The organism is Pontibacter deserti (genome assembly GCF_023630255.1).
In the GTDB taxonomy this organism is placed as follows: domain Bacteria; phylum Bacteroidota; class Bacteroidia; order Cytophagales; family Hymenobacteraceae; genus Pontibacter; species Pontibacter deserti.
Genome location: NZ_JALPRS010000003.1, coordinates 1 through 20,795 on the forward strand (window position 1 = coordinate 1; position 20,795 = coordinate 20,795).

The following is a 20,795-nucleotide window of genomic DNA, read 5'->3' on the forward strand; positions in this document are numbered from 1 at the left end:
TCTTGGAACTATAGCCACGGAAAAGGCTATATAACTATAGCATCTCCAATTCACTATAGTAGCTGCTATCGAAAGCTTTCAGTCTTTGGGTTGAGCGCCTTTGATTTGTTGCGGTGGCGCAGCCAACCCGAGGTACGAGGGTAGCTTCAAATCAGCAGCGCGATGCCCGAAGACGGGGCCCCGCGGCCGTGAGCGCACCAAAGCCAACTATGGTAACTATAGGTAAGCAGAGCTCCTAGGATCAGAGGTAGCTATGAAAGGAAGACTTGACGTCAACTGCAACTATAGATTTCAGCTACAGAACTATAAGATTTCTCCACTGCGCTCAAGATGACAGGAAGTGTAGGACATATAAGATCCCTCGGCTGATGCTCGGGATGACATTAAAAGAAAACGGTGACTAGAATTTATACTTCCAGCCACCGCTCCAAACTATAGTTTTTAAAAACCTTAATGCGCTTCCAGCCAGTTATCTCCAACGCCTAAACCAACTTCCATCGGCACACTCAGCGGCAATGCATTCGTCATTAGCTCTACGATCTTTGGCGTTATGATCTCCACTTCCTCTTTAGGAGTATCAAACAGCAATTCGTCGTGTACCTGCAGAATCATGCGGGTTTTTAGGTTTTCCTGTTTCAGGTACTCGTGTATGTTGATCATCGCAATTTTGATGATATCGGCAGCCGTACCCTGGATTGGAGCGTTAATGGCGTTACGCTCGGCAAACCCACGGATGTTCTGGTTGCGGGAATTAATGTCGCGGAGGTAGCGGCGGCGGCCCAGCAACGTTTCTACATACTCATCTTCGCGGGCTTTGTTGATAGTTTCATCCATGTACTCCTTCACAGCCGGGAATTCCTGGAAATAGGCATCAATAATATCGGCAGCCTCACGGCGTGGAATATTCAACCGCTCTGCCAGGCCAAATGCCGAGATACCGTAAATGATACCGAAGTTAATGGTTTTGGCTTTGCGGCGCATCTCCCCATCCACCTGATCGAGTGGCACGTGAAACACCTTGCTAGCCGTAGAAGCGTGAATGTCCAGACCGTTCTTAAAGGCTTCCTTCATGGTTGGGTCACCACTGAAGTCAGCCATAATCCGAAGCTCTATCTGAGAATAGTCGGCAGAGATGAGCAGGTGCTTGTTATCGCGTGGCACAAAAGCCTTACGTATCTCGCGGCCACGTTCGGTACGCACCGGTATGTTCTGCAGGTTCGGGTTGGTAGAGCTCAGTCGGCCGGTTGCGGTTACAGCCTGGTTAAACGAGGTATGCACGCGGCCATCCAGCGAGCAAACCAGTTGCGGCAGGGCATCCACGTAAGTCGATTTAAGCTTGGTCAGTTGGCGATGATCCAATATAAGCCTTACAATTTCGTGCTCGCCTGCCAGTTTAGATAAGATCTCTTCGCCGGTAGCATGCTGACCAGTTTTCGTTTTCTTTACCTTGCTTTTGCCGTGCAGCTCAAGCTTATCAAACAGGATCTCACCTAACTGCTTCGGTGACCCGATATTGAACTGCGTGCCGGCTATTTCAAAAATGCGTCTTTCCAGTTTTATAACTTCACTCTCCAGCTGTGTAGAAATATCAGCTAGCGCATCTGTATCTATAGTTATACCCTCCCGCTCCACATCAGCAAGCACCTGCACTAATGGCGTTTCTACTTCATGGAAGAGCTTCATCAGGTTACGTTCCTGCAACAGAGGCTCAAAGTATAGTTTCAGGCGCAGGGTAATGTCGGCATCTTCACAGGCATAATCCTTTACATCTTCCGGTGCTAAATCAGACATGTTCAGCTGGTTCTTACCTTTCGCCCCTATCAGGTCAGTGATCGGGATTGGGGTATAGTTCAGGTACGTCTCTGAGAGCACATCCATGTTATGACGCATTTCAGGCTCCAGCAGGTAGTGGGCCAGCATGGTATCAAATAACGGCCCCTGTACTTCTACGCCATAGCTTTTGAGGACCATGATATCGTACTTGATGTTCTGGCCAACCTTTTGAATTGCCGGGTTCTCAAGCACTTTTTTGTAAATATTAACGATGCGTTGTGTTTCCTCCTGATCGTTGACAGGCACCGGGATGTAGTAGGCTTCGCCGGGGAGGTAGCTGAACGACATGCCCACCAGCTTGGCCGTGATGGCATCTATACTTGTGGTTTCGGTATCGAATGAGATCTCGTCCTGTTTCTCTAAATAACTAACCAGGCTCTCGTGCAGTTCTGGCGTGTTGATCAGGTGGTAATCGGCAAGAGAATTATTGAAGCTGCGCATGGTTACCGGTGCCATATCAGCTATGGTTTCCTCTGCAGGCGCTTCTGTTGCCCCGAAAAGCGATGTTTGTCCGGTGTCGGTAGCTTTGCGGCGCGGAGTTTTAGCTGCAGCTGTTGCTGCCGCAGCTGCCATTGGCTGCCCTAATACGCGCTGTGCCAGTTGCCGGAATTCCAGTTCGTTAAATAAGCTGATCAGTTGCTCTTCGTTCGGGGCATCGCAATGCAGCCCTTCTTCACTGAAGTCCAGCGGTACATCGCAATGTATGGTTGCCAGTTCTTTCGACATCAGGCCCTGGTCAGCGAAGTTCTCTACATTCTCTTTCTGCTTGCCTTTCAGCTCATGCGAGTGAGCGATCAGGTTCTCTACGGAGCCATACTTTTGGATAAGCGCTTTTGCAGTTTTTTCGCCAATGCCCGGTATGCCCGGTATGTTATCCACTGCATCGCCCTGCAAGCCAAGTATATCTATTACCTGGCTCACGTTCTCGATCTCCCATTTCTCCAGCACTTTGTTCACATCCCATACTTCAATAGCATTACCCATAAAGGCAGGCTTGTACAGGAAAATATGCTCGGTTACCAGCTGGCAGTAATCCTTATCGGGGGTCATCATGTACACATCAAAACCGGCTTTTTCGGCTTTGCGCGCCATAGTGCCTATAATGTCGTCGGCTTCGTAACCATCCAGGATGAGCACCGGAATGTTAAAGGCTTCGACAATTTTTTTGCAGTAAGGTATAGCCACCGAAATATCTTCAGGCATAGCCTGGCGGTTTGCTTTGTATTCGGCAAAGTTATCGTGGCGGAAGGTTTTGGCAGCTGAATCGAAGGCGACGCCAATGTGCGTTGGCTTCTCTTTTTGCAGCACTTCTACCAATGTGTTGGTAAAGCCGAGTGCTGCGCCCGTGTTCATGCCTTTTGAGTTTATTCTGGGGTTCTTGCTGAACGCAAAATGTGCCCGATAAATCAAGGCCATGGCATCCAGCAGGAACAGTTTTTTTCTAGGTTCGCTCATGTTATAAAGGTAGCGTGTGCGGCTATTATCTGCAAATGTGAAGTAACTGTAAGTATAAACTATGACTTTTGAAATGAATGCCCGCTGTCAGCAAAAATCACTTGTCCGGTTTTGATTGATATACGTTAGAAGGGGCAACTGTTTCAGATCAGAGCAGCATCCTGTTTTCCCGTTCCAGATAATATTAATTGAAGCTGACCTTATGGCAAAATACTTACTAACTCTTATTGCGGCTTTGGCCGTGATTGCAACTGCCAGCGCACAAAAAATATCACTTGTTACTAACTATAAGCCTGCACCTGAAAAGCTGACACATGCTTTTGTAGACTCTGGAGGTACTAAATCAATGACTCCAGTTGCTACGCCCGCACTTGTTATAGCTGAACCTGAACGTAATGAAGTAGAAGAAGCTGCTAAGTTGCGGATACAGGCCCGACAAGATGCTAAATCCTATTATAAGCCTAAAGGAGTTTTCTGGGGAACAATGGGTACAACAATATTATACCCTGCTGCTGGTTTGGTAACAGGAGCTGTAGTTTCTGTAGTGCCTCCAAGCACAGATAATGCCGATAACCCAAATGCTTACCTGATGAAAGAAACTGCCTATGAAGAGGCTTACAGGAAGCAGGCGCACCGTAAGCGTTTCGGTAGTGCTGCAGCTGGTTTCGGGATTGGTGTAGCTGTTTTGGGGATTGCCTCTAAGCTGTTGGTTGGTGGGTTATAGTTTATACTTGTTTAAACCAAGCTATCCTTCCATAGCTGCCCCTAATCCTGGGAGCTCTACTTACCTACAGATTTATAGTTGGTTTTGGTGCGCTCATGGCCGCGAGGCCCCGTCTTTGGTCCTCGCGCGGTGCAAATCTCTTTTGCTCCAAACGTCGCAATGCCTTAGCGGCACCAGATATTTACAAGGCGCTCCACCCAAAGACTGAGATCAGTTCGATAGCTGAAACTTTAGTTAAATGTTCAGTTATAGTTGTATAGCTTTATCGTGGTTGTATTTTCATAGGGACAGGTCTCGACCTGTCCTTTTCTGTAACTATAGAACTGTAAATAAACTATAGCAATATCAGAACTGTCCCCTTGAGAGGACCATAGGGGTGTTGAAAAAGAAACTATAAAACTATAACTACGACTAGAGCAAAGGCTGGAAACTTCCGGCCTTAGATAAGGAGGGGATAATGAGGTGGTTGGACCAACAACAACTATAAAACTATAAATTCAGACTCTCGCAGGGGATGTTGATAAAGTGAGTGTATTCAGTTCAATAATTCGTAATTCTCTAATACATTCTCGGCAGCTCTATTCCTTTAATTTTACGGTATAGGTTTATGGCAGCCTGGTCGGTTAGGCTGGTAACAAAGTCGGTGATGTGGATGATGCGCTCGTAATCTGAGACATGTTCGGGCAGGTTAATATAGTGTGCAGGAATGAGGTCAGCTAATTTACGGTGGCGCTTCGACTCTGGCAGAAATACTGCTTTCATGCAGGCATCCAGTAAACCGCTCAGTACTTCAAAACCTGCTGCTTCTATTTCTAATACGGGTTTGTTACGGTAGATCTTCTCAATAGAAAGCATCTTGATCTCGTCCAGCACAGATTTGCAGTGGAGCAGGTTGATAAGTGGCGTATCGAAGGCGCCGGCTAATATTTCCTGTTCATGTTCCAGGAATACCGCAGCACATTCCTCTATCAGTTTACCTATGATACGGGCACGCAGGTAACCGATCTCTTCACGCCAGTCGTAGAATTTTATACTTGATACCCGGTTCGGATCATCGTTCAGGATTTGCTTAAGCAATGCTATGCCTTGCTCTTTTGTTACAAGTCCCAGTTTCAGACCATCCTCAAAATCAATCACTCTATAACAGATATCATCAGCGGCTTCAACTAAAAAGGCCAGAGGGTGACGATGATAAAAAACAGTGTCGCCATCACCTTTGCGTAGCAATCCAAGCTCTTGTGCAATAGTGTTAAACCATGACTTCTCAGTCTGAAAGAAGCCATACTTTTTCTCGCTGGTATTTTTAGTTTTTGCTATAACCGGCAACGACTCCTTTGGGTATTTCGTGAAAGTAGCCAGCGTAGTATAAGTTAAGCTTAGGCCGCCAGACAGGTTACAGTGCGCAGAATAAGTATAAGTAAGCACCCTGAAGCCAGCAGCATTACCTTCAAAGTTTAGCAGGTCTTTGCGTTGGGCTTCAGTCAGGTTCTGCATAAATGGCTGTGCCGCTTCACTCTCAAAGTATGAAGAAATGGCATCTTCGCCGGAGTGCCCGAAAGGAGGGTTACCAATATCGTGAGCCAGGCAGGCAGCAGCAACTATGTCCCCAAAATCAGCTTCCTGTATGTATTTTTCTTCGGTTAGCTGCGGGTTGCGTTCCAGTATACTTTTACCAACTATACGGCCCAGTGTACGGCCTACTACCGATGCTTCTAAACTATGCGTCAAGCGGGTATGCACAAAATCGCTCTCGGGCATAGGCATTACCTGTGTTTTGTTCTGTAACCTCCTGAACGCTGAAGAGAAAACTATACGATCGTAATCGCGCTGAAACTCGCCCCTTACAGATTCGTCCGAAGTATACTTCTTATCGGTACTCTCGAAGCGTTTTTTAGAAATCAGTTTGCCCCAGGTGGTAGAAGGTATCATAAAGGTAAAGTATAAAGTATAGCTTGCTCGTTCATTTGCATACTCACAGCTATTAGTTATCTCAAATATAGCCTTATCTAGATAAATTAACCAATGAGTGTTTACTACTGATATTCCTTAAAAATTACGCTTTGTTAATGTTACGTATTCATGTAAAATCTCAGTTTTTTTAACACAATTTCTCTTGTAATGTAATTTAGAATGTATTTGGCAAGCTTACAGCTAAAAAATCCAATGTTACAACTGCTATACAAATAGCCTTGCTAAGCAAAATTCAAATATGTTTTTTTGTTATAAATCTTACCAACCTTTCCAAGCTAAAACAAAACAGGCAGCTCTAATAGTATCTGCGGACAGGCCTTGTGCCATCCCAATAGAGACGCAAAAAAGATAAAGTGTTAGAGTTATAAGGCGGGCGTGCATTTGTATCCGGCAAATGTTACGCCCGCCTTATTTTATACCTCCTATTACTGCCCTAAATAAGTATAAACTATAACTGAACAGCCCTAATTACAGGAGCTATACTTATACTTTTATAAAAGAAAAAGCCAGGTATACTTACCTGGCTTCCTGCTTTATCTTTGTTTAACTAAGTTACAGCTTCACGATCTTCATGTTACCGTTAACTCTTTGCGAGCTCCATTTTAACACATAAGCACCCGGTGCAATTCCGGTCATGTCAAACTCTAACGGCAAATTAGCATCCGTAAATACAACTGTAAAACTCCGTACTACTTTACCTGTCATATCGTACAGGAACAGTTCCACAGGTGTATTCCTGTTCACCAGGAACGAGATGGTAAATTTCTCATCAGCACCAACCGGGTTTGGATATACCTCGAATATGTTCAGTAGCTTAGGATCAGTAACCCTGACTTTGAAAGTATACTTAAAGTTTCCGTCGTTATAAATGACGCGCAACCGGTAATAGCTGGTACGAGGCAGCGGGTCTTCGTCTACGAACCTGTTGTCCGCTGCGGCATCTACGGTGCCTACTTCTTCAAACTCATTACCATCCTGGCTACGCTCAACTATATAACGGCTTATATTCGCCTCTGAGTCAGTTTCCCAGGTTACTTCTACATCACCATTTGAGTTATAGGCTGCCTGCAGGGTAGCAATTTCTGGTGCCAGGTTACACTCTCCGTCCAGCTTTGGTTCCATAAGCGGCTGTCGGCAAACGCTTGCTACATCTTGCTGGTTGCTTTCTGCTATCACGGTTCTGCCACCTGTAATATCGGCCTCGCTCAGGTCCCTGAAATCTCTTTTATACTCCAGAGCATAGTGCATCACAGCTTCATTAGGCAAAATTACGTGGCCTAACTGGTGTGCGTGGCCTAACTCGTGTAGCATTACTGTTTCAAAGTCGAACTGACCTGTACCCGGAGGCCCCGGACCATATTGCCAGGTAATGTTGCTGTTAATTTCCATGTCGAACTCTGATAGCCACCAGTTTATCTCTTTAGTAGCTGTAACCTGGCAGCCTCGGTAGCGGCTAAGTGTGCGTGCCAGCACGTTTTTACCAACTTCCGATTCAGGTGCAAACATAATGATCACCTCATCGTCGCCTTCGCTTTCTTCTTTGGTAGTTGGTGCACCTATTTTCCAGTTCACATTTGTAGTACAAATCCAACTGTTCATGGCTCTTATAAAACCTTCCTGTGCTTCAAGGCGGCTTTGCATGCTTGGTGCAAAATGTATCGTATAACCACCATCATCATCAACATCTATAAGAGCAGGCTGGTAAGACAGGGAGTCTTCGTAAAGGTTCGTATAGGTAAAAGGAATTGTTATTTTATCAACGGTGGTAGCGGTGGTGCCATCATTGGCTGTTATCCGTATCTCGCCTGTTCCGGCTGTTCCATCATCCGAGCCTGTAGAGGGCACATACATTCTGATCTGGGTATTGGTCCAGGAGAGATAGGCATCTTCAGGTGCTTCGGTAAAGGTACGTCCGCCATCGTCAGCGTTCTTAAAAGATACATTTCCTTTGCCTCGCACACTTCCGAAGCCCGTGCCATTGATAGTAAGTATAGTCTCGGTACCACCACTGGCCACTTTCGGAGAGAATGATGTTACTACAGGCGCCAGTGCGCTTTGCTGCATTTGCTTCTGCGAGGTAGCCTGCAGTTTCTGGTTAGCACTTATCGTTTTATAATTGGCACCGGTTCTTTTTTTGATACCACTGTAAACCTGCTGAATAGAAGTATAGCTATCAAAAACGCTCTTGGCACTAAGCGTTCGGGTATCATATTTAATAAAACCCTGTTCGCTGGCATAAGCACGTGTGCTGAGACGGGTTTTGCCTGGTGTACGGGCTAATAAATTCTGTCGCTTCAGAAAGAACATTCCCTGCTGCCCTTCGCTTAGAGTAAGTGCCACAGAATATACATGTTTATCAAGCCCGACTGTACCGCCTTCGGTTATAACCTCTATTTGTTTTTCCTGCAAAGTGCCTTTAAACACCTTGTATACTTTAATGATGTTGGAAGTATAAATATTTTTATGCTCCTGATCCCAGAAAGACTGTTTTGCTATCACTTCACCTTCTACTACCATTTCTGCACCCTGCAGGCGCTCCTCTAAAGAAATCGGAATCATATGCGCTCCGGACTGAGCTAACACACCCTGCACCAAGAGCAGATTTATGAGCAACAGCAGCCATAACCTGTTGCGGGTAAGGGTAAAAACGGCTGGATTTCCGTTGTAGAAAATTGTCATAAGAACGGTTATGTGTTATAGTGTAACAGGTGCAGATGATATCGTGGTCTCAACAGCAACACTGCTTTTACGCAAATTCAGCTGCAAGCGGATACAGATTTTATGCTTACAACCATGTTTTATAAGTACTTGTTTAGCAATTTATTTACAAACTAATCAGGCAAAGCCATAGGACTGACCTCTTTGTCTGAACTGATGAAGATACTTAATATTATTTAAAACCTATATACATAGCTTTCTTGCCGCATTTGCTACAGTTAAAATAAATAAAAATGGGCTACCGTTAGTAGCCCTTTTTCTGGTTATAGAAATGGTTATAGCCTAGTCTTTAATCATAACTTCCTTGCTTTTGCCATCCTTTTTATAAGTATAATTTACAGGCTTTCCATCCTTGGTCTTCATTAGGTTGCGATACTTGTTGTAAACCTCCTGCGGTTGCTTTTTACCGTCAATGTATAAGCCTGTATTGTCTATTTTGAAATCGATCTTTTCTGCATCCTTTTTCAGCAGGCCATCTTTTACCAGTTCCTGGTTCACATTATCCAGAACAGCAGAGAGCTCTTCATGACGCTTCATGCTTTCGTCGTGACGTCTCATAGACTCTTCGTGGCGTTTCATACTTTCGGCATGGCGGCGCATAGCCTGTTCGTGACGTTGTTCTGCCAGTTCCTGCTGCCGGCCTCTATCATTTTGCCTTCTGGCTGCAGCAGCTTCCATTTCCTGGGCATGTTTCTTCATATCCTCCTGAAACTGCTTCATGTCCTTCTCATACTGCTTCCTCGCTTGCTCGTAAGCCTTCTTCTGTTTCCTGGCTTCTTCTTTATTATTACCTTCTAAATCAAGCGGCATAGCAGGTGGCACAGGTGGAATCATTGGGGCCATAGGTGCCATGGGAGCCATTGGTGCATGTGGTACTGCCGCTGCTCTAGGTGCATGGGGAACTGGAGGTGCAGGCGGAGGAGGCACCAGTAAGTCGTCCTGATCTGTTCTGAATTCGTAACGGTATTCCTCTCTTCTGTTTTTGCGGTTGCTTCGGCGAGCTTCATCTATGACTTCGCGTTCTACTACCATTTCACGCTCTACATCTACACGGCTGGCTTTAGGTGCATTTTTAACTGCTTCCAGTCGCTGGTTTATAAGGTCGTTATATTCCGGAATATCTTTCTTCGGTATCTGTTTACCGTTTACATATAACTCTGTTACTTCTCCTTTTTTATTTTTTATAATCACAATATCCTGTTTGCGTCCGGTAGTATCCTGCACCGAAAAAGTATAGGCGGAATAACTCTCTTCGGCAACGTTAACAGGAAGTATAACTTCATTCCTGCTCTCTGTTGCTTTTTCTGCCGATCTCGTAGATGCGTTACTTTCTGCTGTTTTGTCTTTCATGCTGGCCATAGCACCTGCCGATAAAAACAGTACTCCGACCACTACAACCAACGCTGCCATAAACCCTTCGGAGAAAGAAGGGCGGAGTGAAGGTTGTTCTACCAGGCGTTTAATGCGGCTAAGCAAAGAACCTTTTTTACCAGCCAGCGCCATAGCTACATGTGAGGTTTGCGGTAATTGCATTTGAGCAAGTGTAGCCAACGCCCGGGCATAAGTCAGGTAATTGCCACAAACAGCCACTGCCATATCATCACAGCAGTTTTCGCGTTCATCGCGCACCACAGCCGACATCCACCACATAGCCGGGTGGTAAAAGAACAAAATATCTACTACAGACTGCAGCAGGTTTACCAGGTAATCGTTGCGGCGGATATGAGCCAGCTCGTGAGCAAGTATAGCTTCAACCTGAGTAGTGCTGAGGCCTGCTGCAGCGCCTATCGGCAGCAGTATAACTGGTTTAGCAAAGCCAATTACCATAGGCACCTTTACCAGCACCGATTCTGCCAGCTGAACTGCCTGCTTCACACCCAGTTGTGCGGCTATATTTTGCAGCGTTGTATCCCATTTGCTGCCCAACTGATTTACCTTATGATAACGTAACCTTTGTGTATAGGCCAGGCCACCCATAAAACGAAGTGCCATAACCAGTAAACCCAGTAACCATAGTGTAACCAGCAGCGGCAGGTGCTGCTCAAAGTATAGCGTTGCAGCTTTAAGTGGCTGCGACCAATCTGTGGCAGCAGTTGTCACCTGGTTTATACTTTGGGTGTGTACTATAACGCTGCTTGCAGGATGTATTGCTGTTGCCGGGGCCGGGGCTGCAGAAGTATAATAGTAGATAAAGGTAGCACCTGAGAGAAGCAACTGCAGCAGTATACTAGCTGTAGCCAGGTAATAGCGCACCGTTGCAGCGTGGCGCTGAAGCAGTACCAGCAGCAAGGCCAGTGTAAGTGCAATTAAAGCTCCTTGCCATAACGAGTGCAGGAGTGTCCAGCCAAGTGCGCTTACTAACGCTTCTGTAGCTAATTGAGTAATCAGGTTCATGAGTTACCTCCTTCCAGTTTATCTAACAGATTTCTTATTTCATCAATTTCTTCTTTTGATGTGCGCTGGCTGCCGAGTGCCTGCAGTACCAGTTTAGATGCCGAACCTCGGAAAGTTGTATCAAGGAAACGGTCCAGCAGGCGGCGCTGCGTGGTTTCTTCAGACAGAAGTGGCTTAAACACATGCGACTTACTGGTTTTATCTGCTTCCAGTATGCCTTTTTCAGCCATGATCTGCATCAGCTTAAGGGTAGTAGTATAACCGGCATCTTTGGTTTCGCTGAGTACATCGTGCACAAAGCGAACCGTAGACGGCCCATGCTGCCACAGTACCTGCAGTATTTCAAGCTCTGCTTCGGTGGGTTTATAAGATTGGTTCTTGCTCATAGTTTTTAATAGATGAGATTAAAGTAGTTACAGCTGCATCACTAAGTTATACGAATGTTTTCGTAAATAGAAATAATTATTACGATTTTTTTCGTAGATAACGTTAAAAATTGTTAAACCCAGCTCCAAAGTATAAATAAAGCAAAGTATAACCAACTATATACTATTATAAATAAGCATCTTAACCCATAATCATGAGAATGTAAAGGGTAAGCTGTAACTGCTATTAATTTTCAGCAAGGGCAAAATGGGTGAACAGCTGTGTTTAATGCACCAAGGCAGATTTGATCATGATAAACTCATTGATGTTATCTGTATTGATAACGCCTGCCAGCCTTCCATTTTCCAAGACCGGGTACAACGGGGAGCGTGTTTTCTGCAGTTCTGTATACGCCTGCGATAACTTATCTTTTACATCAAAAGTCATGAACTCCCTTGACATAATTTCGGACACAGGGGTATCAGTTTTGTTTTCCTTCAATGCCTGGATCAGTTGGCTTCGGGTAAGGGTACCAACTACCTTCCCATCCAATTCAACAATAAATTCGTGTTCAGAACCCATCAGTAGTTTTTCCAGGGCATCGCGCACAGTGTTTTCGGGGGTAAGGGTTACATAGCTGGTCATCATACCTTCACGAACAAGGTGGCCACGCAAAAAATCAAGGTGCTGCACTATCATGTTTTCGGTGTAAGCACCAAAGAAAACAAACAGGCCTATAAGTATAAGAAACGGGTTTGTAAAGAAACCATAGAATACAAAAAGTATAGCCAGTAGTTGGCCAAGGTTCGAAGCGATCTGGGTAGCACGCACGCGCCCCAGTTTAAAAGCCAGCAAAGCCCTTAACACCCGCCCGCCATCCATCGGGAATGCCGGAATAGCATTAAAGAGCACCAGCATTACATTTACAAATAGCAGCAAGTATAAAAAGTTGGCTGGAGTAATGCGCATAAAGAATTCATCTGAGGGCACACTCTGCAGCGCAGGTAAGGCAATCCAAAGTATAAATGCGATCACTACGTTAACAGCCGGGCCGGCAAGTGCAATCAGGAGTTCCTGTTTAGGATTTTCAGGCATTTGCTCCAGGCTGGCTACACCACCAATGGGGAGCAGTGTGATCATGCGTGTTTTAATACCGTAGCGTTTGGCAGTAAGAGCATGGCCTAGTTCATGCAGCACTACACAGAAGAAAACCGATAAAATAAACCCTATAGCCAGCAGGATCGTGTTCAGGTCATTACCGCGCTGAGCTTCAGTAAAGGCTACCCAACCCAGCAACAGCACGAATGTCCAGTGCACCAGAATTTTAATGCCTGCTACCCTGCCTAATGTAAGCGACCATTTCATGAGATGTATTTGTACAGGTATACTACATCTGTAACGAAGTGACCGGCTATTTGTTTATAACATACTAAGCTTTAACTACTTGTTTCTTTTTCACCTGCTTTGGCTTTAACCTGAACCAACGATAGCCATATGCATCCAGTTCTACTCTACCATTGTCGGGTGCTGCGTATGGCTTGTTGCTGAATACTTCTTTTATAAACTGCCCTTTCTGTTGCAGTTCTTCCAGTGTTACATGGCATCCCTGGTTACTGAGATTATGTAAGGCTATAAGTGTATAATCAAGGTGGCTGCTGTGTACAAACACTTTTCTGTTATCTGTATCTAGGATGGTATAATCGCCACTACCAAGTTCCAGGAACTGGCGCCGCAACCGGATCAGGCGCTCTATCCAGTTCAGGAAAGAGCCCGGGTCACATTGCTGTTCAATAACATTTATTTTTTTGTAGCTAAACTTGCCTTTGCTGATAACAGGCCTGATCAACTCCTCTGTTGTATCTGAAAAGCCGCCGTTAGGAGCATCTTCCCATTGCATAGCAGTCCGTACGCTGTTGCGCTCAGGTAATGTCAGGTCATCTCCCATACCTATTTCAGCGCCATATTGCAGCATGGGAGTGCCCGGTAGTGTAAACAATAAACTATAAGCCAGCTCAAGCCGGTTACGGTTACCGTTAAATATAGGAGCCAGCCTGCGCCTGATGCCCCGCCCAAAAATTTTCATGTCTTCTTCGGGCGCAAATACTTTAAATATATCCTCCTGCTCTGATTTTTCCAGGTCTTCGATGTTCAGCTCGTCGTGGTGACGCAGGAAGTTAAGCCATTGCGATGAGTAAACAGTTTCGGGTAACATTTTAAGACCTTTGGCAATAGGAGCGCCTTCTTTGCGTGCAAAAGCAAGGAACAGGTGTTGGTTCAGCAGGAAGTTAAACATCATATGCATCCGCTCTTTGGCTTTAAAAAAAGAACCCACCACGTGCGGCGGCCCCGATGCTTCTGCCACTAGTATGGCATCACGGCTGTGCATGGTTATAAATTCCCTCATATCCTCCACCAGGTCATAGAACTCATCTTTATCGTTTTCGCTGTCGCTTTGCACCAGTATATGTGCTGCATCTACTCTAAAGCCAGACACACCCATCAGTAACCAAAAACGCATGATATGGTGAATCTCTCTCCGTACATCTGGACTCGCTATATTCAGGTCGGGCTGATGTGCGTAAAAACGGTGCAGGTAGTACATACCGGCTTCTTCGTCCCACTCCCAAATACCATTTTGTTTATCTGCAAAGGCTGGCTTCCCTATCAGCTCTTCAGGTTTCTCTTTAACCCATGTATAATAGTTTCTATACTTTGAGTTCTCATCCCGCCGGGCCTCCTGGAACCATGGGTGCTGGTTTGAAGTATGGTTCACCACCAGATCCACAATAACTTTCATTCCCCGCTCTTTAGCTTCCTTCATAAAAATGGCAAAGTCTCCCAGATCACCTAAGCGCTTATCTACATTATAGTAATCCATTACATCGTAGCCATTATCGCGGTTAGGGGTGGGATAAAAAGGAAGCAGCCAGATACAGGTTATACCTAACGTGTCCAGGTAATCCAGCCGGCTGATCAACCCTTGAAAATCACCGATGCCATCTCCGTTCGAATCCTGAAAGGTTTCAACATCTAAAGCATAAATAATGGCTCGTTTGTACCATAGATCTCTTTCTTCCATAAGTTATAAGCTGGTTTAGCGCCCTGCCGGTATAGTTCAGGAATTTTGTAACTAGTTTGATGCAGTAATATGTACTACGGCTATACTTTAAAGTATGGTTCGTACGTAAGGGATAGGCAAAGCAAACAAGTGGTAGTAATTTATAGATGGACTTACAGGAAAGAGGTTTTGAAAAGGAGTTGCAGTTCCAGTCAAGCAGGAGCGGCGGCGCGGGCGGCCAGAACGTAAACAAAGTAGCCAGTAAAGTGGAGCTTCGGTTTCATGTGGAAAGTTCTGCGTTGCTGAGCGATGAAGAAAAGGCCCTGGTGCAACAAAAACTGGCAAGCCGGATGAACAGCGAAGGTTACCTGCAGGTAGTTTGCCAGGATGAACGAAGCCAGTTGCAGAATAAAGAGTTATGCATATCCAGATTTTACGAACTCGTACGCCAGGCACTTACCAGGCAAAAGAAGAGAAAGGCTACAAAACCAACACACGCATCGGTAAAGCAACGACTGGAGAGCAAAAAGCGGCAGGCCCAGAAAAAAGCCAACAGGCGGTTTAATGATTAGGCATAAATGCAAACGGAGCAGACCCATGGCTGCTCCGTAGCTGTTTAACTTGTGAACGTGGACTAAAGATTTATCCTTGTGAGCCTATTATAATTAATCTGCCAGCGCATTTGTTAGAATTAGAATGGCTACAAGCACATCAATTTAATATAATTTTTCCAATTAAAAAATGGCCTATACGAGGTAATTTTAATTTAGATGTGGTCGTGTAAACTTTTTACGTTTTCGGGAAAGGTTTTTGTAAAGCCATAGAAAGTTACTTTGTAAATTCAATATGAAGATTAAATGGTTACTATTTTTCCTGCTCCTGGCAGGTATAAGTATACAGGCAAATGCCCAGAAATATAGAACAGCCGCTGGTGCTCGTTTTGAAAGCGACAAGGTTGGTTTTTCTATCCAGCAGAAGGTGCATGAACGCGGCACCATAGAAGGTATAGCCTCGCTGGGTGAGCGCGAGTACAGCGGCACAGCACTGTATGAATGGCACTTCCCGTTACTGGGCGAACGATTTAACTACTACCTGGGTGTCGGTGCACACGTGGGTAACCTAAAAGATCATGGTGTATTTACAGGTGCCGATGCTATACTTGGCATAGAGTATAAAGTTAACGGGCTTCCTTTCCTCTTATCTGCTGATATCAAACCAGCTTTCCACCTGAACCACGAAGATTGGGTAGGGTTATCTTCCGGTGTATCGGTGCGATATGTAATCTTAAAGGAAAAGAAAAAGAAAAATTCTATCTGGCCCTTTGGCAACAACGATGACGAAGACAGAAAGAAGAAGCGGAAAGATAAAGACGATAGCCCTTCTATTATCGACATCCTGAAAGGAGGCAACCAATAACCGGCACTAGTATAAAATAAAAGACCCGGTGGGGACCGGGTCTTTTCCATGTCATGTAAGATTTGTTGTTGCGGCAGGTTTGTTTTCTACCATAGTTTGTACGAAGTCGGCAATCTAAACATTAAATGTCTTTTGCCTTATTACTTTCTATCGCAACAACTGTAATAAGTAAACGGGTTTATACTTACATGTATGGTTCACTTTAGAATAGCCTACAGGCATATTCCACAAAACAGTTCATTTCAACACCTTATAAATCTATTTTGCAAGGTAAAATTACTGTATTGTTTCCTGATAAAAAAGGGAATCTGACAGGTAACTATAACATCGTCAAAAAAACTACGCCAGTAGCAAATTGGGTCAACAGAGCAGGTATAGCTTAATTACGTGCTGAATAAATGCTTGTATTTCAGCATTTCGTAACAATTGCAGGAAAAGCAGGTCGTGAAAATCTTCAGAGGAGAAATTAAGTGAGCCAGGCTACTCCTTATCCTTTTAGGATAGCCTGGGTCAGGGTTAAAATATGCTGGTCAGGGCCAACCAGCATTTCAGGGTAGTTAGTATGTGTCATCCAGGATCTTGCGCTTCGGGCTTTTTCCCGGGCCAGGTAAAAACACAGCAACAGCGCCAACAATAGCAACAAGGTTTTCATAGTAAGTGGGTAGCAAAAGGTAATCTCTAAAAGCGCGTCACACAGGCCGTGTAGCAGGTGTTAGCTTTGCTGAGCTACCACCTCTACAACAGGCAATAAGTTAGGGTAAGAGTCCAGATTCTTGATTTCCTGCTGAATGGTTATCTCTTTTACATTTTCAGCAGCTTGTTTAACAGCAAATCCGAAAGCAAAGACGAGAGCTAAAAGAAGAACGATAATTTTCATAGTTTTGGAGATTAATGGTTACAGATAATTGGTTTAAATAAGGTTAGCTTTTATGTCCGACAACTTCAACAACTGGTAATAAGTTAGGGTAAGATTTGTACTGGTTGAGCTCATGCTGGAAGCTGATCTCTTTCTGGTCGTTAGCAGTTTGTTTCATGCTAAATCCGAGACCAAGTACTAAGGCGAGAAGCAGTGCAATAATTTTCATAATAGTAGGTAGTTAGTTGGTTATAAAATCTTTTAACTTAAATGCTTTGTAACTAATAGATGGTACTCATAATCAAAAGGTTGCTTAGGCCTCTAATAATTTTTTCCGCATCTGATCGAGTTATTACACTTAGCGTGCCAGACAAAATAAATACCTGAATAACAGCAGTTTACATGCAAAATGATTGAATATAGTGTTTAAAAAGTGTCCGGTGGCGTACACTACTTTGTTCATTAGCGAACAGATTTATTCCTGCTTTGAAATTTTTCTTAAACTTCTTCCGGCTTATGTGCTTGTTACTGAAGCAAATGCGCTGTTTAATCTGCTAACGGAAAGCAAAATCTCTTTACATACTCAGCCTATGTAATAGCTACAACTAATCTCAACAAAGGCAGTCAAAACAAAGTATAACATATTTAATAGTTAGCGAAAGCATATATGGAAACAGTAAAAGGAAAATTGATTGCGCTTGGCGGCGGCGACGACGAAGGACTTATAAAATTGATACGATCTGAAATATGTGACCTACAGTCGCATATAGAAGTGATTGCCACTGCTACGCCCAGGCCATCTGATGCTGTTGACTCTGCACAGGCTTATAAAGAAGCTTTTGAAGAACTGGGATGCAGTAGCGTGCACTTTATGCGCATAGATGAAGAACACGAAGCAGACTTGCCTGAAAACCTGGAGCGGATCGCGAAAGCGGATGTGATCTTTTTTACAGGAGGCGACCAGGTAAGACTTGCCAAATTCCTGAACGACTCAAAGTTTCTGGACATAATGCAACAACGTTACCGCAAAGAAGACATCATCATTTCAGGAACCAGTGCCGGTGCCGCCGTTATGTCTGACAGAATGATATATGACGGGTACGGACATTACTCACTGATTAAAGGTGAAATGAAAACAACGCATGGCTTTAGTTTCATCAACAATGTTTACATCGATACTCACTTTGCAGAACGTGGCCGCTTTGGCCGATTAGCCCATGCCGTAGCCCACGACCCCACGCATATTGGTATTGGCCTGAGCGAAGAAACAGGTATTATCATTAAAGAAGGAGATCAGGTAGAAGTATTTGGGCCGGGTGTTGTAACTATAATTGATGCCAGCCAGGTAAAATTCTCGAGAGTGCGCAAAGCTGAAGAAAACGAACCTATTGCGGTAGAAAATCTTGTAATGCACCTTTTGGTAGAAGGGTATCGCTATTGCCTGCGTGACCACCTGTTTCAGCCGGTAGAGTACGGAGCACCTGCCTTAAACGGCAAAACTGTAGCAATACGAAAATAAGTATAGCCACTATTATAGTTAGTGGCTATACTTTGGTGATTTTATTTTCGCTCTTCGCGCTGCAGCTCCATATTTATGGCTACGCCAGCTTTAGCGCCTTCGGCTGCAGCTACAATTACTAATTGCATATCACGGGCAGCATCGCCTGCTACATATAAGCCAGGTATATTTGATTTCTGTTGCCGGCGCGTTCTTATTACTCCTTTATTTGTAAACTCACACCCTAGCTGCTCTCCCAGGTCGCACTGCTGCGAACTACCAGTTGAGAAGAACATAGCCTGATGCGCTCTTTCTTCCCCGTTGGTAAGTATAATTTTCTGCAGCATTCCATCTTCACCTTTCAGCCCGGTAATTTTAGTAGTGCATACTTTTACCTCGTTACGTTGCAGCAGTTCCTGGTCCAGGCGGCTTAATTTATTTGTACCGTCCGTAAACAAGGTAACATCAGCGCTCCATGTTTTCATGGCCAGTGCCTGCCCTATGCCATCACGGTTTCTGCCGTATACTGCCAAGGCTTTATCCCGGCTCTCCCAGCCATCGCAGTACTGGCAATGATGTACAGATTTGCCGTAAAATGCCTCTATACCTTCTATCTCCGGCAGATAATCTTTTAACCCGGTAGCAAGCAACAGCTTTTTTGATTTATACACAGTGCCATCATCGTCATTAACTACAAAACATCCCTTAGAGTGAGTAGCCGAAACTATAGCCTTGTATAATATCTCTACATTATATTGCTGCAGTTCTTCCCTGCCTCTTTCTATAAAATCATGCGGGTTCATCCCGTCGCAGCCCAGAAAGCCATTCATATGCACAGCCCATCTATTACGGTGTTTCCTATTGTCAAATACAACTACTTTTCTGCGTGAGCGGCCCAGCAACATAGCGGCATTAAGTCCGGCAGGCCCTCCGCCTATTACTATAACATCGTACATAAATTCTCTTTAGTCCACATTTCAAGAATATGTAAACGTACAGGCGACCGAACTGGTGGTAAGCGGAACACAAAATTTATACTTACACAACACTGGCTGCTACAGCCACTCCGTCAATAAGCAGACTTTAAGGGTATTAAATATAAAAGCATAGCCTACAAAAAATGGCCTTGCAAGGGCACAAGAGTATTTTTAGCAGTTTTTCGACTGATATTAAAAAATATTTGAAAAAAGGTAAGCCTGCTGCTAGCGAGCATATATATTATTTCTATATTTGTTTAGACGTACTAACACTCTACAATTAAAAAGTCGCATTTTATGAAAAGCAAAATCTTAGCCTTGCTGGGCAGCACCCTGCTTACAGGCACGGCAATGGCCGGAGGATACCAAGTGAACCTGGCCAGCCAGCGACAGATCGGTATGGGCCACACCGGTACCGGTTTAGTAACTGGAACTTCAAGCATCTTCTTTAACCCAGGTGCAATGGCTCAGGCACGTAATGGTGTTACTATAGGAGCCAGCGCTATTATATCTAAAATTGCTTACGAGGCTCCAGAAAGCTACAACACTATTCAGGCCGACAACCCAACCGGAACACCATTTCAGGTATATGGCGTGTATGGCATAACTGACAAATTAAAAGCAGGTTTAGGCGTTTATACTCCTTTTGGTAGCACTGTAAACTGGGGCGACGAGTGGAATGGCCGCTTTGGTTTAAATGAACTTACGTTGCAAGCCATATTCGTACAACCAACACTTAGCTATCAGATAACTGAGAAACTGGGCATAGGTGCTGGCTTTGTTTATTCATTTGGCGGTGTAAATCTGCAGCGCTCTATACCTCTTGAAAATAACGAAGGCGAAGGAAAAGCTGAACTTGATGGCAATGCAAGCGGTATTGGTTACAATGTAGGTATCTTCTTCAAACCATCTGATAAACTTTCTTTTGGTCTGAACTACCGCTCTCAGGTAGACATGGAAGTAGAAGATGGTACAGCTGAGTTTGATGTTCCGGCTTCTGTACAGTCTCGTTTCCCGGCTGGTACTAAATTTAATGCTGAACTACCATTGCCATCTACTTTAACACTGGGCATAGGCTTTAACCCAACTGATAAACTTACACTTGCTGTAGACATCAGCCGTGTAGGCTGGAGCGCTTACGAAAAACTTCGCTTCGACTATAGCCAGAATGTAAATGGCCAGCCGTTCACAGAGAACGCCCGTAACTACGAAGATGTATACATTTACCGTATAGGTGCCGAATATAAAGTTACTGATGCACTTGTAGTGCGTGGTGGTGCTTATTATGATGAAACCCCTGTGCAGGAGGGTTACCTGACCCCAGAAACACCAGATGCTGACTCACGCGGTCTGTCTGTAGGTGTAGGCTATACTTTCTCTGAGAAGTTTAGTGTAGATGCTTCTTTCCTATACATCAACAAAAAAGAAAGAACAGACGCTGCTAATTTATCCGGTGGTGTACCAGGCACATTTAAATCTATTGCCTACATACCAGGTGTTGCCCTTAATTACAACTTCTAATTTCCCTG

At 44.5% G+C, this 20,795-nt stretch carries 15 protein-coding genes; 5 read left to right on the forward strand and 10 right to left on the reverse strand.

Going from position 1 to position 20,795, the window contains the following annotated elements:
- Positions 1-450: 450 nt before the first annotated feature.
- Entirely contained in the window at positions 451-3,288 is a 2,838-nt protein-coding gene (gene polA, locus MJ612_RS14915) for a DNA polymerase I (protein WP_187033863.1), read from the reverse strand.
- Between the two features lie 202 nt (positions 3,289-3,490).
- Here polA and MJ612_RS14920 point away from each other — a divergent pair, with 202 nt between their 5' ends.
- On the forward strand, positions 3,491-4,012 hold the full coding sequence (locus MJ612_RS14920; RefSeq protein ID WP_187033862.1) for a hypothetical protein: 522 nt from the start codon (positions 3,491-3,493) through the stop codon (positions 4,010-4,012).
- 558 nt (positions 4,013-4,570) lie between these two features.
- Here MJ612_RS14920 and MJ612_RS14925 read toward each other — a convergent pair.
- From MJ612_RS14925 to MJ612_RS14950, 6 genes are all read right to left on the reverse strand, one after another.
- Positions 4,571-5,941 carry a deoxyguanosinetriphosphate triphosphohydrolase gene (locus MJ612_RS14925; RefSeq protein WP_187033861.1) on the reverse strand — a complete coding sequence of 457 codons (1,371 nt, stop codon included), beginning with the start codon at positions 5,939-5,941 and terminating at the stop codon, positions 4,571-4,573.
- Between the two features lie 594 nt (positions 5,942-6,535).
- Positions 6,536-8,662 (reverse strand): T9SS type A sorting domain-containing protein, encoded by a 2,127-nt coding sequence (locus MJ612_RS14930; RefSeq protein ID WP_187033860.1) that lies wholly within the window; start codon positions 8,660-8,662, stop codon positions 6,536-6,538.
- A gap of 321 nt (positions 8,663-8,983) precedes the next feature.
- Positions 8,984-11,095, reverse strand: a complete 2,112-nt coding sequence (locus MJ612_RS14935; protein WP_187033859.1) for a M56 family metallopeptidase — start codon at positions 11,093-11,095, stop codon at positions 8,984-8,986.
- Positions 11,092-11,481, reverse strand: a complete 390-nt coding sequence (locus MJ612_RS14940; protein WP_187033858.1) for a BlaI/MecI/CopY family transcriptional regulator — start codon at positions 11,479-11,481, stop codon at positions 11,092-11,094. The genes MJ612_RS14935 and MJ612_RS14940 overlap by 4 nt, the downstream gene beginning before the upstream one ends.
- A 265-nt stretch (positions 11,482-11,746) precedes the next feature.
- Positions 11,747-12,826: a site-2 protease family protein gene (locus tag MJ612_RS14945; protein WP_187033857.1), complete on the reverse strand. Its 1,080-nt coding sequence runs from the start codon at positions 12,824-12,826 to the stop codon at positions 11,747-11,749.
- A 64-nt stretch (positions 12,827-12,890) separates the two neighbouring features.
- A complete protein-coding gene (locus MJ612_RS14950; protein ID WP_187033856.1) occupies positions 12,891-14,540 on the reverse strand; it encodes an alpha-amylase family protein in 1,650 nt (549 codons plus the stop codon).
- A 146-nt stretch (positions 14,541-14,686) separates the two neighbouring features.
- Between MJ612_RS14950 and arfB the strand changes: the two genes are divergently transcribed.
- Both arfB and MJ612_RS14960 read left to right on the forward strand, forming a co-directional pair.
- Positions 14,687-15,091, forward strand: a complete 405-nt coding sequence (arfB, locus tag MJ612_RS14955; RefSeq protein WP_187033855.1) for an alternative ribosome rescue aminoacyl-tRNA hydrolase ArfB — start codon at positions 14,687-14,689, stop codon at positions 15,089-15,091.
- A gap of 274 nt (positions 15,092-15,365) precedes the next feature.
- Positions 15,366-15,935: a hypothetical protein gene (locus tag MJ612_RS14960; protein ID WP_187033854.1), complete on the forward strand. Its 570-nt coding sequence runs from the start codon at positions 15,366-15,368 to the stop codon at positions 15,933-15,935.
- Positions 15,936-16,422: 487 nt separating this feature from the next.
- Here the strand turns inward: MJ612_RS14960 and MJ612_RS14965 are convergent, their stop codons facing one another.
- Positions 16,423-16,587 carry a hypothetical protein gene (locus MJ612_RS14965; RefSeq protein WP_187033853.1) on the reverse strand — a complete coding sequence of 55 codons (165 nt, stop codon included), beginning with the start codon at positions 16,585-16,587 and terminating at the stop codon, positions 16,423-16,425.
- A 60-nt stretch (positions 16,588-16,647) separates the two neighbouring features.
- Positions 16,648-16,812, reverse strand: a complete 165-nt coding sequence (locus tag MJ612_RS14970) for a hypothetical protein (RefSeq protein ID WP_187033852.1) — start codon at positions 16,810-16,812, stop codon at positions 16,648-16,650.
- A gap of 646 nt (positions 16,813-17,458) precedes the next feature.
- Here MJ612_RS14970 and MJ612_RS14975 point away from each other — a divergent pair.
- Positions 17,459-18,310 (forward strand): cyanophycinase, encoded by an 852-nt coding sequence (locus MJ612_RS14975; protein WP_187033851.1) that lies wholly within the window; start codon positions 17,459-17,461, stop codon positions 18,308-18,310.
- A 41-nt stretch (positions 18,311-18,351) separates the two neighbouring features.
- Here MJ612_RS14975 and MJ612_RS14980 read toward each other — a convergent pair whose 3' ends face one another.
- Entirely contained in the window at positions 18,352-19,245 is an 894-nt protein-coding gene (locus MJ612_RS14980) for an NAD(P)/FAD-dependent oxidoreductase (RefSeq protein ID WP_187033850.1), read from the reverse strand.
- 318 nt (positions 19,246-19,563) lie between these two features.
- On the opposite strand from MJ612_RS14980, the gene MJ612_RS14985 reads away from it, so the two are divergent.
- Positions 19,564-20,787 (forward strand): OmpP1/FadL family transporter, encoded by a 1,224-nt coding sequence (locus tag MJ612_RS14985; RefSeq protein WP_187033849.1) that lies wholly within the window; start codon positions 19,564-19,566, stop codon positions 20,785-20,787.
- Positions 20,788-20,795: the final 8 nt, after the last annotated feature.